The following is a 13,486-nucleotide window of genomic DNA, read 5'->3' on the forward strand; positions in this document are numbered from 1 at the left end:
ACAGAGGCAGCGGATATATTCCGTTGCCTCTGTAACGCTCTTTCACCATTCGTGCCTTGAGGAATGCGCATAAATCGTGCATAACTCCTGTACAGGCTTACGAGGGTGGAAGATCATGAAATTTATTGGAAAGCTGCTAATTTTCGTCATTGTCGTCCTGCTGCTGGCGATGGTGGCCGGTTATTTCCTGCTGCAGACCCGCTGGGGTGCAACGCAGGTTGCTAACTGGGTAAACGAAAAGAGTCAATATCACCTCACCGTTGAGGCCATTGACCACCAGCTTTCCTCGCCTTCCCATGTGCTGTTACGCAACGTCAATTTTGGCCGTAAAGGGCAGCCCGCTACTCTGGTCGCCAAAACCGTTGATATCGGCCTGAGTAGCCGCCAGTTCACCGACCCTCACCACACCGACACCATTTTGCTGCAGGACGGCACGCTGAATCTTTCCCCGGCCACCGCGCCGCTCCCCTTCCAGGCTGACCGTCTGCAACTGAGCAATATGGCCTTTAACAGCCCGGCGACCGGCTGGAATCTGAGTGCGCAACGCGTCACCGGCGGCGTAAGCCCCTGGCAGCCTGTCGAGGGCAATGTGCTCGGCACGCAGGCGCAAATTCAGATGAGCGCCGGTTCGATGACGCTTAACGGCGTGCCCGCCAGCAATGTGTTAATTCAGGGCAGCATTGATAAAGGCACGGTCACATTAACCACCATTGGTGCGGATATGGCGCGAGGTTCGCTGACCGGAAATGCACGACGCGACGCGGATGGCGGCTGGGTGGTGGATAACCTGCGGCTGACTGATATTCGCCTGCAGAGCGACAAATCGTTGAAAGATTTCTTTGCACCGCTCACGACTCTGCCGTCGTTGCAAATCGGGCGGCTGGATGTGACCGATGCCCGTCTGCAGGGGCCAGAATGGGCAATTGCCGATCTGGACCTGACGCTGCGTAACCTGACGCTAACCAAAGGCGACTGGCATACGGATGACGGCCAGTTGTCGATGAATGCTAATGAGTTTATCTACGGTTCGCTGCATTTGTTCGACCCGATTATAAACGCGGAATTTACCCCGGCGGGTATCGCGATGCAGCAGTTCACCACCCGCTGGGAAAACGGAATGGTGCGCACATCCGGCTACTGGACGCGCAGCGGAAAAGCACTGGTGCTGAACGATGCGGCCATCGTCGGGCTGGAATATACGCTGCCTGCCAACTGGAAGCAGTTGTGGATGGACATCCTGCCCGACTGGCTGAATAGCGTCACGCTGACCAGGTTCAGCGCAAGTCGCAACCTGGTGATTGATATCGACCCGGCTTTCCCGTGGCAGTTGACGTCACTGGATGGCTACGGCACCAACGTGCAACTGGCGCGCGACCACAAGTGGGGCGTGTGGAATGGCGATGTGAAGATTAATGCCGCCGCCGCGACCTTTAACCGGGTGGATGTGCGCAGGCCGTCGCTGGCGTTAAGCGCTAACGGCAGTTCGGTGAACATTACCGAGCTGAGCGCCTTTGTCGAGAAAGGGATGCTGGAAGCCACTGCCGTGGTCGGTCAAACGCCGGACCGCACCGTGCGGGTGAGCCTGAACGGGCGTGGCGTGCCGATGAATGTATTGCAGCAGTGGGGATGGCCCGCGTTGCCGATCGGTGGCGACGGTAATCTGCAGTTGAGCGCCACGGGCCGTATTCAGGCCGATGCGCCGCTAAAACCAACGGTTGATGGTGAACTTTCCGCCGTGAATGCCCAGCAACAACAGGTGAAACAGACGATGCGCAGCGGCGTAGTGTCAGGTGGTGAAGCGGCTGCGCCCGCGTCGGCACCTGTCGCAGTACCGCCAGCGCCGTAACCCATTTTCCCCGGTGGCGCTGCGCTTACCGGGGACTCGGCAACGGCGCATCCAACAACCCTCACCCCGGCCCTCTCCCTGAGGGAGAGGGAGGAAAAACGCTGCCCACATCAGGCACCGAAATCCGCTGGCGCGGCGGTACGATGCGTAGCCCGGATAAGGCGTTTACGCCGCATCCGGGAAAATCACGTCACATTCAAACGATCGTATTCGTTGCATAACAACCACTTCACGGGCACATCTTCATCGATGGTTGGGAAACGCCCGCCGGGCTCGAGGAAATGGTTATCGCGCTTATCGTCATTCACCATCGAAATCTCCCAACCGAGCACAAACGCTTTCTCGGCCCAGAAACGGTGATACAGACGCGGTGGCAGACACACCCCCTGCCCCGGTTTTAACACCAGCGTCTCACCGGGCTTAAACGTACGCCGCCGCCCGTCAACACGCACCTCCACCACACGCCGCTCGTCAAACAACGCCTCATCCGTCGCCCAGCCGAACTGCATACACAAATCGCCACCGCCCCGGTTCAGAATGTCTTCCATTTTATGGCGATGAAAATGCCACGGCGTCTGCTGCTCCTGCTGGATTTGCAGCATCTTTTCGGCATACGGCTTCGGGTAGGCGGCTGAATTCAGCGCACCGTTACGCAACGTCAGCAGCGTCAGGCCGGTTTTGCTAAAATCGCCGCGGCCAAAATCGGTGATATCCCAGCCCAGTTGCAGATCCAGCACCTCACTCCATTCATCCAGCGGCTGTTTTCGCCAGGCATCGACAGTGAAAAAGGCAAACTCCGGTAGGCACACCCGGAACGTCTCGGCGATGGCATGCGCTTTATCAATGGCATAGTTAATCTGTGAACGTTTCATTCTGTTCTCCCGGTTCGAATGGCAAGCCAGGCAGCGCCGCGCATGCCGCTGCTGTCGCCGTGATGGGCTTTCACGATGGGGGTAGAGAAATGATCGGTAAAAACGAAAGGGGCGACGTCGGCTTCAAGATTCGCGATAAGCGACTCTGCATTCGATAACCCACCGCCAATCACAATCACGCCAGGGTCGAGAAGATTCACCACCGTTGCCAGGGTGCGGGCAAGCTGTTGGCGAAACCGCGACACCTGCCGCACGGCGTTGGGTTCCCCCTGCTGCGCCAGCGCCACAATCGCATCACCTGTAAGATGTTGCCCACTGAACAACCGGTAGCACTCACTCAACCCCGTCCCGGAGACAAACGACTCCACGCAGTTATCCTTACCGCAATAACAGCGTACTGGCGGGCCATCGTGCTGCTCGCGGTATCCCGGCAGGGTAATGTGACCGCACTCGGCGGCATTTCCCCACGCGCCGACAAATGGCTGGCGGTGAATGGCTATCCCGCCGCCGCAGCCGGTACCGAGCGTGATACCAAACACCACTTCATGCTGCTGCCCCGCGCCGTCACAAGCTTCCGACAGAGCGAAGCAGTTGCCGTCGTTCGCCATCACCACGGTCTGCCCCAGTAACTGCTGGAGATCCGCCTGCAACGCGCGGCCATTAATGACCTGAATATTCGAATTTTTAATCAGCCCGCTTAGCGGCGAAACGCTGCCCGGCAGGGCAATCCCCGTTATCATCGGCTGTTGTATGTCATGGCGAATCTGGTCAATAAAAGCGACCACCGACTCCACAAACTGCGCATAGCTCGCTTTTTGCGTCGGACAGCGGTAGCGGGCTATTTCCTGGCCCTGCGCGTCCATCACCACTGCCGCGATTTTGGTGCCACCGATGTCCAGCCCCAGGTAGTACATATCCCTTTCCTTATTGCGAAAGAGGCGGGCGAACCCGCCTCCATGGCCTTAGTAGAGTGACGCTTTCCCGGTTGATCCAAACAGCTTCATTTTGTAGCGGATCACCTCTCGCGCGGCGTTGATCGCATCCGGGTAGATCACGTTCGGATCCCACCAGGTTTCGCGGGCGAGGATCTCACGCACTTTCTGGAAGTAGGCGTATTTCATGTCGCTGGAGATGTTGATTTTGCCCACCCCCAGGGTCACGGATTCAGCAATTTCCGCATCCGGGTTCGCCGAACCGCCGTGCAGCACCAGAGGAATATCCACCCGCCCGGCAATGTCGCGTAGAATGTTCATTTGCAGCTTCGGCTGCATGCCTTTCGGGTAGATACCATGCGCCGTACCGATCGCCACCGCCAGAGTGTCTGCCCCGGTACGGGCAATAAAATCCTCTGCCTGTGCCGGGTCGGTATAGGTGACTTCCGACACGCCGCCTTCCACGGACGTGCCCGTCTGCCCGATGGTGCCCAGTTCTCCTTCCACCGAAACGCCCACCGCATGCGCCAGGCGCACCACTTCTTTGGTCAGCGCCACGTTCTCCTCATAGGGCAGTAGCGAGCCATCAATCATCACCGAGGTGAATCCACACTGGATCGCCCGCAACACATGTTCGACCGACGCGCCGTGATCCAGGTGCAGGGTGAACGGCACCGGGCTGCGCATGGTGATATCGCGGACATAGCCGAAAAAGCTATCCCCGACAAAATCGTGTTCGCTGGGGTGGATGGAGATAATCGCAGGCGTGTTGGTGGCTTCCGCTTCTTCCACCACCGCGCGGATGAAGCAGCTATCCGCCACGTTGAACGCACCAATGGCGAAACCGTGTTGGCGGGTGGGTTTCAGTAACTCTTTCATTGAAATTAACATGTTAATTCTCCAGTTTCGGGGTGTAGCAAGCCCTGCCGGTGCGTCGTTGCAGAGGCATAGAAGGCGTAACAGAAAAAAGAATCAGGCTTTGCCGATAGCGCCGCTGGCCTGTAGATACGGAATAATGGCTTCTTCGCTGGCCTGCTCCATGGCGATCAGCACATCCACCAGTTCGCGGGAACTGTCATGACACAGGGTATGCAGCAACGCGGCTTTTCCGGCTTCGAACACCGCCGCGCCGACATTGATCTTGGCGACGCCAAAGGACGGGCAACTCTGCATCTGGTCAAACGGGGTGCCGCTGCCGCCGTGCAATGCCAGCGGGACCGTCGATTTGCGGGCAACCTCTTCCAGGCGCTGAAAATCGATAGCTGGCGTGATGCCGGGGGCGTACATGCCGTGCGCGGTGCCAACGGAAACCGCCAGCAGATCAATCCCGGTCTGCGCAATAAACGGTTCAACGTCGGCGACCTGCGTCATGAGATCCGCATTGGTGGCGTGGTCATAGCGCGGCGCATCGGCCAGATGGCCCAACTCCCCTTCCACACACAGCCCGGCGCTGGCGGCCAGCTCAACAACCGCGCGGGTCTGGCGGATGTTCTCTTCCAGCGGGAAGGCAGAGGCGTCAATCATCAGGCCGCTAAACCCGGCGCGAAACGCCTGACGAATGCGCACCGGATCTTTCCCGTGGTCAAGGGCCAGCGTAACCGGCACCGTGGCCTCGTCGGCCAGCGCTTTCACCACCGCCACGGCAACCGGTGGCGGGAAATGCGCCAGATGTCCCTGATACAGGTTCAGGATAATCGGCGCGCGATGTTTCTCGGCAACCCGTACCGCCGCGCGGGCGCTTTCGAGGTTCATACAGTTGATGGCCAGAAGCGCATAGTGTTCACGCCAGGCTTTGGTCACCATACTTTTCATGTCGGCAAACATACGGTCTCCGTTTATTCCAGGGTGAAGGTGATCTCTTCGTCTTTCAGTTTCTTATCGCTAAGCTCGTCAAACTCTTCGTCACGTTCGGTCACCGGTTTCTTCCACAGCGAGAGCATCACGCCGCAGATAACCGTGCCGATCCCCAACGCCAGGCAGAACAGCAGCGGATGGGTAAACAGCGGAACCACAAACATGCCACCGTGCGGAACCGGGCTTTCCACGCCCCACACCATGATCAGGCCACCCGCAATCGCCGAGGCCACCACACAGGAGCCGACCACGCGCAGCAGGTCACGCGCCGCAATCGGGATAACCCCCTCGGTAATCATGCAGATCCCCATCGGGAAGGCCGCTTTCAGCGCTTCACGTTCGGCGCGGGTGTATTTGTGGCGCGTCAGCAGGAAAGAGAGGGTGATGCCGAACGGCGGAATAATGGAGCCGACAAATTTCACCGCTTCCGGCCCGTATACACCGCTGACCAGCAGACCATCGGCAAACAGTGACATGGTTTTGTTCACCGGGCCGCCGAAGTCAAACGTTGCCATCGCGCCAAGGATCGCCCCCATCAGGAAGCGAGAACCGCCCTGCATCGACTCCAGCATGTGGATCAGCGCTTCCTGCAGCCAGGCGATGGGTTTGCCAATCAGAGTCATCATCAACAGGCCGCCGATAATGGTGCTCAGGACGGGCAGTACCATTATGGGCATCAGCCCCTGCATGGATTTCGGCAGACGGATGTAGTGTTTAAGCAACAGGACGGTGTAGCCCACCAGAAACCCGCCCAGCATCCCCCCGATAAACCCGGTATGAATTTGCCCACAGACAAAGCCGACAATCAGGCCCGGCGCGAATCCGGGACGGTCAGCAATGGAGTAGGCAATGGCGGCGCTGATCAGGGGGACAATCAACCCCATTCCCCAGCCGCCAATCTGATTGAGCATCCAGGGGATGGTGCCCGTTTTTTCTCCAACGTTTGTGCCGCCGAGTACCTGGCCGAGGGCAATACAGATGCCCGCCGCCACAATTAACGGAATCATCCACGAGATGCCCGTCAAAAGATGTCTTTTTATTTCCTGCGAAACAGGAACTTTATTTTCACTCATGTGACCTCCAGATAAGGATCACGCATTAGCTAATGATTTCTCGACCTTTTCAAGAAACTGAACGGGTGATTTAATGACAATTTCGGTTTTAACTCGCACGATGCGTTTATTAATGAAACGTTCTTCTCCTTTTATTTTGACATCGACCGCAAGAATAACGACGTCGGCTGCGGAAATATCTTCCGCCAGTAACTCATTTTCAGTACCGATAGTGCCCTGAGTTTCAACTTTAATATTATGCCCAAGCGCTTTTGCGCCTTTAATTAACTTCTCGCGGGCAATATACGTATGTGCAATACCTGCCGTACAGGCAGCGACACAAACAATATTCATAACATGCTCCACTTTTTATTTAGCAAACATCGGATTCGGCATATTGACTGAACAAGTCAATAATCTTTTGTGGACTACGTTCGACCAGTAATTGCTCGATAATCTCTTCATCCGCCAGTGCACCCGCCACCTGAGAAAGCAGGCGAATATGCGTCGTATTTTGATCTTCAAGCCGTACAGCAAATAAAATAATGCAGCGCACATTACTGCCATCCAGGGTTTCCCAGGGAATATCCTGGCGTGTGCGTCCAATCGCCAGAGTGGTATTGACCACCGCTGAGGATTTACCATGGGGTATCGCGATATGATTTTCGAAGCCGGTCGACCCTTCTGATTCGCGTTGCCAGACATCCTGAATAAACGTTTCCCGGCAACTAATAGCGCCATCTTTTTGCAACAGGTCGGTTAATTCCTCAATCGCCTCCGTTTTATTAGTAGCTTTCATATCTAAAATAACGCGATTCGTATTCAGGATTTTTGTTATGTCCATTAAACATACCTCATGGATTCAGATATTAATGTTCGACGACCAGAGACGTCGCACGATGCAATTTTTCCGTAATAACCGTTTCCGTCACACGCTTAATATCGGCATCATTAAAAAAGGCGGTGACGTATACCACCGGCAGAGCAATGGCCGGCAGATTGATCGTCGAGACAACCAGTTCAATATCGTCCGTCAGAACAGACGGCAGGCTTCCCGCAGAGACCACGCCAACGATGGTCCAATCCGGGAAGGCGCGCAGAATGCGGCTTTTCAACAGATGTGAGGTTCCGATACCCGTCGAGCAGACCAGCAATACGCGCTTGCGGGCAATCTGTCGCTCCATCGCAGCCTGAAAATGGACGGTCAGATAACCGATTTCATCCTCCGACACCGCCTGTTCCCCCCAACCGCTGAACACCCGATTCACCGCGCACCGGGTCAAGCGCCAGACGTCCTGCAATTCGCCTTTGATATCATCGAGCAGCGGGTTACGAATGCGAATCTGGTAATTCAGGCGGTTAATCAATGGCTTAATATGAATCAACAGCCCGTCGTAAAGCGCGACATCCTGGCTAAAGTCGCTGTCGACCATATCGGCGAAGGTCGCGATAAGCCGATGAGTAATCAGCCGGGCTTCATCGCTGGAGTGCATATGGCCAATCACGCTGACGTCGTTATGCTCTTCAATCACCACGCCGGACGAGATAATGTACTGATAAATAAACCAGACTTCGTCTTCCGGCAACGGGTGGGCGATGCGTTGTTCAATCCGCTGGATCATACGACTGGCAACGGCAAAGATGTTTTCATCAAAGGTACTGGCGTTGTCGTCTTTTTTTGGCAGCGCATTGCCACGGGTAATGCGGTACATCATGATCAAAATATGGGTGAAAATATTGACGTAATAGGGTTCACCCAAAGACCAGCAAAGATCGTTTTCCATCTCCTGCAATAATGACTGAACGAATAAAACATCTTCTTCACCAAAGTAATGGACCAGCGCGTTATAACTGCCCGGATCGAGGCGGGAATAGATTACGCTTCCCGGTTCGTTATGGTTAATAACACCATTGATCAGCGAAGCCATTGCCTGACGCACGCTACTTTCGCTGCCTTCGATATGCGTTCCGCTCTGGCTGCGAATTAACGTCAATCCCAGCGGGGCAATCCAGGACTCAATCACTTTCAGATCATTCACAATTGAGGTGCTACTGATAAAATAGCGTTCCGATAATTTGCTGATGGACGTTTCATGTGGAGTTTCGCTTAATAATTGCGACGCTATTTTCACGCGCCGGGAATTGTTCATCATGCCGTCTGCGTCATCACCTTCAGTGCCAAGCAACTGGTCGAGGTGCAAAAGGTCAGTGACATTGTCTGCGCTGAGCATGACCCCGGCACCGGCACGCTTATTAATGCCGATATTCCATTCTGCCAGCCACGGTTCAAGGATGCGTAAATCCCTCTGAATAGTTTTTTCCGATACATTTAAGTATTCAGCGATTTTTAACAATGTAATAAATTCCCTTCGCGGAAGAAGGAATTTCAATAATCTGTTTTGTCGCGAGGTAATCATTTGCATCATTTACCCTTACACAGATTAAAAATAATGATGAAGCTCTAAAACAGATAAGCTCCGCTTGCAATCCGTGATGATAAATATAAAAGGGCATTGAAATAACGACAATACTAAATCGTGTCCTGCCTTCCGGACAAAAAATAAGACAACAAGCGGGATCTCAGAGATATTTACAGCGCAGATCACACTTTTTGAGATAATTAACGTGATAGCGCTCGCAAATATGGGGAGGATAAAAATTTTAAGTATGGTGATTTTTTTCGAGATGTCTGGAAAGACGTGGCGGGGTACAAAGCACCGCGCACATCACGTCCGAACCATCGCCCGGATAAGACGCCTGTGCACCGCATCCGGGACAGGCAGCAACACGGCAATCAGGCCAATACCGTCACTACTTTTTCGTCACAGAAGAGTTCCCCCTTTACACTCAAGGGTTCTTTGAGGCGACAACCGCTATCGCCAACCATCAACATTTGCAGCGGAATAGCGTATTTAGCTACCGAATTGGGCTTGTTGTTTACTATGACGGCGATTGTGCCGTAAGAGAAAACTTTAGTAACCACATGAATAAGTTAGCATTTAACTTAAACGTATGGAAAAGCGGACAGCAGACCGAGAAAAAAGTGTGATGGGGGATGTGGTAAATGGTTGAAAGTGGCTATAATGCGCCCCGCCTCCATGTAGCAATCGAGGCGCGGAAGATCGTCGTCTCCGGTGAGGCGGCTGGACTTCAAATCCAGATGGGGCCGCCAGCGGTCCCGGGCAGGTTCGACTCCTGTGATCTTCCGCCAAAGTTGCTCATATATATCCCCCCTTACGTTAATTTTTAAAGAAAAGACAGTAACTCATTTTCTTTTAAACTTACCGCATGATTTATCATCAGAATTACAATCAAAATGTATAAATAAAGCGTTTGAGTTGATAGCTACATCAGAAAAAATAGCGATGTGAATCGTTCTTTTGATTCTACTAAAGGCGTGATGTCGAATAAACCCGGATGCGGCGTAAAACGCCTTATCCGGGCTACAACCGTAGCCCCGGTTAGCGCAGCGACACCGGGGTTTTGGTGCCCACAAACATGCTCAAATTATGTTCTAATTTTTTGAACGTTATCGGCAAATAGTTTAGATTTTCACCATCAAATGGTCGGTCTATTATTTATCACATCAGGGCGACACGCCCTACTACGAACAAAATAACTTAAGGAATACGACCATGAAATCCATCAAAACTTTCGTTGCAGTTGCCGCTCTCTCCATGATGTCTTTCGGTGCTTTCGCTCAGAGCGTGAGCGCAAGCTCCTCCACCATCGACGGTGCAGAAGCCAAAATTGCCGCTCAGGCACAGCAGGAAGGGGCTTCTTATAAAATTACCGAAGCGACCGTGAACAACGTTGTTCACATGACCGCTGAACTGAGCAAATAAGACCGGATGGTCGCGACAGGTCGCCGCAAGGCGGCCAGGTTCGCCCTCAAAGAAAACCCTTCAGGCCCCTTCGGGGGCTTTTTTGCATTTGTAATCGGTAAGCATCTCGCCGCCAGGGGATTCCCGAATGCGGCGCACGCGCCTTATCCGGGCTACGCCTGTTTTTTTACGTCTGCGTTCCTACATAAATAGAGTAACCTTATTAACCCTGTGTGGGTGACGACAGGTCCCCTCATTTATGTGTTAAAAGGTCGCTTCACAATGAAACCAGTTATCGCCCTCGTCGCATCTTTATTATTCGCAATATCTTTCCAGTCATTCGCCGCTGAGAAAAAGTCTGCCGAGACCTGTAAGCCACAGGCCATTTCAGAAGCCAAAAAACTGCTGGCCTTTTATCGTGATAATGATGACAGGACGGAAATTGATGACCATGTCACCCCGCTGGCAAAAAGCCAAAACCCGGAAAATAAATCACAATACTTCGATGTATTGCAGGTATGGGGAAATATCTATAAAGGCAAATATCGGATGCGGTTTATCTTCCTTAATGACTGTACGTTGATGGGTGAAGAAATTCTCGAATACGCCAATCCATAACACTGGCGCGCATCTGCGGATAAGCAGTACAAAAGCATCGAGCCGCTGAATTCCCGGATGCGGCGTAAACGCCTTATCCGGGCTACAGATCGTAGCCCCGGTAAGCGCAGCGACACCGGGGTTTTGGTGCCCACAAACATGCTCAAATTATGTTCTAATTTTTTGAACGTTATCGGCAAATAGTTTAGATTTTCACCATCAAATGGTCGGTCTATTATTTATCACATCAGGGCGACACGCCCTACTACGAACAAAATAACTTAAGGAATACGACCATGAAATCCATCAAAACTTTCGTTGCAGTTGCCGCTCTCTCCATGATGTCTTTCGGTGCTTTCGCTCAGAGCGTGAGCGCAAGCTCCTCCACCATCGACGGCGCAGAAGCCAAAATCGCCGCACAGGCACATCAGGAAGGCGCGTCTTACAAAATTACCGAAGCGACCGTGAACAACGTTGTTCATATGACTGCTGAACTGAGCAAATAAGACCGGATGGTCGCGACAGGTCGCCGCAAGGCGGCCAGGTTCGCCCTCAAAGACAACCCTTCAGGCCCCTTCGGGGGCTTTTTTGCGTTTGCGATTCGGTAAATATTGCACCGCCGGGTTCCCGGATGCGGCGTAAACCCCTTATCCGGGTTAAGAGCTTCGCACATAAATCGATTATTCAAAACCTCGCCACAGATCACGTTTCCCCGCCCTAACTCGGTTCAGCCTGTTGAACCACATGTATTCTCCCTTACACAGGATGGATAAACTTTTACTCAATTAATAGAGGAGCCGTTATGGGCGGTAAAGGGTGTAATTCACTTATTCGGGCTGAGAAAATACTGACCTACATTGCCTATGTTGGCGCAGCGAGTTTTATGGAGCTTCTACGGGAATTTCAGTATCCGAAGAGTAGCCTGCTGAATTTATTAAATGTCATGGTCGATTGCGGATTTTTAACCAAAAGCGATCGCAATCAATATTCCCTTGGCATTAAAAATTATGAGCTTGGCTGTCAGGCATTACACCGCAAAAATATTTTTGAGGTGACCAAACGCCCGATGCAGGAACTCTCGCAAAAAAGCGGCCTGGTCTGTCATTTAGGGGCCATAGAAGATTGCTACGCCATTTATCTCGATAAAGTGGAAAGTCCCGGTTCCGTACCCACGAAAAAAAGCTGGATTGGTAAGAAATTAGAATTACACATTACGGCGCTCGGCAAAGCGTTACTCGCCTGGAAGCCCCGTGAAGAGATGGATTATTTTCTGGATGCGTTAGCGCTCACCAAACATACCGAAAATACCTTTACAGATAAGAAGTTATTTCGGGAAGAGTTGCAAAAAACGCGTCTACGCGGATGGGCCATAGACAATGAAGAATCAACCTATGGCGCTGTATGTCTGAGTATGCCGGTATTCAATATGTATAACCGGGTTAATTATGCGATCTCACTGTCGGGCGATCCGGTGGTGTATTCAGGAAATAAGATCGATGGTTATCTCGAATTGCTCCGCCAGTGCGCCGGGCAAATATCATATGGGCTGGGATACCGGAGTGAAAGTGAAAACCTAAGAAAAGGAAACTGATGTAATGAAAAAGTTCAGGGGAATTATTCCGCCGGTCTCCAGCACCTTTGATAACGACGGAAATATCGATAAAACCGCCATGAAAGCGGTCGCAGATTTCCTGATTGAGAAAGGGGTCGACGGACTGTTTTATCTGGGGACCGGCGGGGAATTCAGCCAGATGAACACCAGCCAACGGATGGCGCTCGCCGAAGCGGCGGTCGCCACAGCGGATAAACGCGTTCCTGTGCTGATTGGCGTGGGCTCTCCCTCCACCGACGAAGCGGTAAAACTGGCGCAGCATGCTGAGGTTTGTGGCGCGGATGGCATTGTTGCCATCAACCCCTATTACTGGAAAGTCGCCCCGCGCAACCTGGACGATTATTACCACCGCATCGCGCAAAGCGTAAAACTGCCGGTGATCATCTATAACTTCCCCGACCTGACCGGCCAGGACTTAACGCCGGAGACCGTCAAACGCCTGGTTTTGCAAAACGACAACATCGTTGGCATTAAAGATACCATCGACAGCGTCGGTCACCTGCGCGCAATGATTAATACCGTCAAAGCAGTGCGCCCGGATTTCTCCGTTTTCTGCGGCTATGACGACCATTTACTCAACACGTTGCTGCTGGGAGGTGACGGGTCGATTACCGCCAGCGCCAACTTCGCGCCGGAGTTATCCATCGGCATCTACCGCGCCTGGCAGGAAAACGACCTCGCCACGGCCGCCACGCTCAATAAAAAATTGCTCCAGTTGCCGTCGATTTATGCGCTGGAAACCCCGTTTGTCTCGCTCATCAAATATGCCATGCAGTGCGTAGGGCTCCCGGTGAATACGTATTGCCTGCCGCCGATCCTGGAAGCATCGACGGAAGGAAAAGAGAAAGTGAAGGCGATCCTGGCCTCTCAGGGAATTTTGAAACAATAAGGGGAACA

Annotated in this window: 14 protein-coding genes and 1 tRNA gene; 7 read left to right on the forward strand and 8 right to left on the reverse strand. The window is 53.0% G+C overall.

Annotated features, from left to right (window positions below; genetic code table 11):
• The first annotated feature begins 115 nt into the window (after positions 1 to 115).
• Positions 116 to 1,846 (forward strand): AsmA family protein, encoded by a 1,731-nt coding sequence (locus IP582_RS24685; protein ID WP_193794703.1) that lies wholly within the window; start codon positions 116 to 118, stop codon positions 1,844 to 1,846.
• A gap of 185 nt (positions 1,847 to 2,031) precedes the next feature.
• Here IP582_RS24685 and IP582_RS24690 read toward each other — a convergent pair whose 3' ends face one another.
• The 8 genes from IP582_RS24690 to IP582_RS24725 all read right to left on the reverse strand — a co-directional run bounded on the left by IP582_RS24690 (position 2,032) and on the right by IP582_RS24725 (position 8,979).
• Complete coding sequence (locus IP582_RS24690) at positions 2,032 to 2,718, reverse strand: D-lyxose/D-mannose family sugar isomerase (protein WP_193794704.1); 687 nt, start codon at positions 2,716 to 2,718, stop codon at positions 2,032 to 2,034.
• A complete protein-coding gene (locus tag IP582_RS24695; RefSeq protein WP_193794705.1) occupies positions 2,715 to 3,632 on the reverse strand; it encodes an ROK family protein in 918 nt (305 codons plus the stop codon). The genes IP582_RS24690 and IP582_RS24695 overlap by 4 nt, the downstream gene beginning before the upstream one ends.
• 48 nt (positions 3,633 to 3,680) lie before the next feature.
• Positions 3,681 to 4,541, reverse strand: coding sequence for a ketose-bisphosphate aldolase (locus IP582_RS24700; RefSeq protein WP_193794706.1), 861 nt, complete (start codon positions 4,539 to 4,541; stop codon positions 3,681 to 3,683).
• A gap of 81 nt (positions 4,542 to 4,622) precedes the next feature.
• Complete coding sequence (locus IP582_RS24705; protein WP_193794707.1) at positions 4,623 to 5,474, reverse strand: class II fructose-bisphosphate aldolase; 852 nt, start codon at positions 5,472 to 5,474, stop codon at positions 4,623 to 4,625.
• 11 nt (positions 5,475 to 5,485) lie between these two features.
• Positions 5,486 to 6,577, reverse strand: a complete 1,092-nt coding sequence (locus IP582_RS24710; RefSeq protein WP_039080097.1) for a PTS fructose transporter subunit IIC — start codon at positions 6,575 to 6,577, stop codon at positions 5,486 to 5,488.
• A gap of 18 nt (positions 6,578 to 6,595) precedes the next feature.
• Positions 6,596 to 6,910, reverse strand: coding sequence for a PTS fructose transporter subunit IIB (locus IP582_RS24715; RefSeq protein ID WP_039080096.1), 315 nt, complete (start codon positions 6,908 to 6,910; stop codon positions 6,596 to 6,598).
• A 19-nt stretch (positions 6,911 to 6,929) separates the two neighbouring features.
• Positions 6,930 to 7,400, reverse strand: a complete 471-nt coding sequence (locus tag IP582_RS24720; RefSeq protein ID WP_039080095.1) for a PTS sugar transporter subunit IIA — start codon at positions 7,398 to 7,400, stop codon at positions 6,930 to 6,932.
• Positions 7,401 to 7,425: 25 nt separating this feature from the next.
• A complete protein-coding gene (locus tag IP582_RS24725; protein ID WP_193796343.1) occupies positions 7,426 to 8,979 on the reverse strand; it encodes a transcription antiterminator in 1,554 nt (517 codons plus the stop codon).
• A gap of 693 nt (positions 8,980 to 9,672) precedes the next feature.
• Here IP582_RS24725 and IP582_RS24730 point away from each other — a divergent pair.
• The 6 genes from IP582_RS24730 (at position 9,673) to IP582_RS24755 (ending at position 13,478) form a co-directional block, all read left to right on the forward strand.
• Positions 9,673 to 9,767: transfer RNA gene (locus tag IP582_RS24730), tRNA-Sec, on the forward strand.
• A gap of 424 nt (positions 9,768 to 10,191) precedes the next feature.
• The gene (locus IP582_RS24735; protein ID WP_193794708.1) at positions 10,192 to 10,401 is read left to right on the forward strand and encodes a DUF1471 domain-containing protein; all 210 of its coding nucleotides are present in this window, start codon (positions 10,192 to 10,194) and stop codon (positions 10,399 to 10,401) included.
• Between the two features lie 240 nt (positions 10,402 to 10,641).
• Positions 10,642 to 10,998 (forward strand): hypothetical protein, encoded by a 357-nt coding sequence (locus IP582_RS24740; RefSeq protein WP_228007930.1) that lies wholly within the window; start codon positions 10,642 to 10,644, stop codon positions 10,996 to 10,998.
• 275 nt (positions 10,999 to 11,273) lie between these two features.
• Positions 11,274 to 11,483 (forward strand): DUF1471 domain-containing protein, encoded by a 210-nt coding sequence (locus IP582_RS24745; RefSeq protein WP_193794709.1) that lies wholly within the window; start codon positions 11,274 to 11,276, stop codon positions 11,481 to 11,483.
• A 296-nt stretch (positions 11,484 to 11,779) separates the two neighbouring features.
• Entirely contained in the window at positions 11,780 to 12,568 is a 789-nt protein-coding gene (locus IP582_RS24750; RefSeq protein ID WP_071195098.1) for an IclR family transcriptional regulator, read from the forward strand.
• A gap of 4 nt (positions 12,569 to 12,572) precedes the next feature.
• Positions 12,573 to 13,478: a dihydrodipicolinate synthase family protein gene (locus IP582_RS24755; protein ID WP_193794710.1), complete on the forward strand. Its 906-nt coding sequence runs from the start codon at positions 12,573 to 12,575 to the stop codon at positions 13,476 to 13,478.
• Positions 13,479 to 13,486 lie beyond the last annotated feature (8 nt).

Source organism: Citrobacter sp. BDA59-3 (assembly GCF_015167655.1).
GTDB lineage: Bacteria > Pseudomonadota > Gammaproteobacteria > Enterobacterales > Enterobacteriaceae > Phytobacter > Phytobacter diazotrophicus.

Bases quoted from the DNA above. Each gene is read 5' to 3' on its own strand.
- IP582_RS24710 (WP_039080097.1), bottom strand. From the start codon at position 6,577: ATGAGTGAAAATAAAGTTCCTGTTTCGCAGGAAATAAAAAGACATCTT.
- IP582_RS24690 (WP_193794704.1), bottom strand. From the start codon at position 2,718: ATGAAACGTTCACAGATTAACTATGCCATTGATAAAGCGCATGCCATC.
- IP582_RS24705 (WP_193794707.1), bottom strand. From the start codon at position 5,474: ATGTTTGCCGACATGAAAAGTATGGTGACCAAAGCCTGGCGTGAACAC.
- IP582_RS24735 (WP_193794708.1), top strand. From the start codon at position 10,192: ATGAAATCCATCAAAACTTTCGTTGCAGTTGCCGCTCTCTCCATGATG.
- IP582_RS24695 (WP_193794705.1), bottom strand. From the start codon at position 3,632: ATGTACTACCTGGGGCTGGACATCGGTGGCACCAAAATCGCGGCAGTG.
- IP582_RS24750 (WP_071195098.1), top strand. From the start codon at position 11,780: ATGGGCGGTAAAGGGTGTAATTCACTTATTCGGGCTGAGAAAATACTG.
- IP582_RS24685 (WP_193794703.1), top strand. From the start codon at position 116: ATGAAATTTATTGGAAAGCTGCTAATTTTCGTCATTGTCGTCCTGCTG.
- IP582_RS24745 (WP_193794709.1), top strand. From the start codon at position 11,274: ATGAAATCCATCAAAACTTTCGTTGCAGTTGCCGCTCTCTCCATGATG.
- IP582_RS24700 (WP_193794706.1), bottom strand. From the start codon at position 4,541: ATGTTAATTTCAATGAAAGAGTTACTGAAACCCACCCGCCAACACGGT.
- IP582_RS24755 (WP_193794710.1), top strand. From the start codon at position 12,573: ATGAAAAAGTTCAGGGGAATTATTCCGCCGGTCTCCAGCACCTTTGAT.
- IP582_RS24715 (WP_039080096.1), bottom strand. From the start codon at position 6,910: ATGAATATTGTTTGTGTCGCTGCCTGTACGGCAGGTATTGCACATACG.
- IP582_RS24720 (WP_039080095.1), bottom strand. From the start codon at position 7,400: ATGGACATAACAAAAATCCTGAATACGAATCGCGTTATTTTAGATATG.
- IP582_RS24725 (WP_193796343.1), bottom strand. From the start codon at position 8,979: ATGCAAATGATTACCTCGCGACAAAACAGATTATTGAAATTCCTTCTT.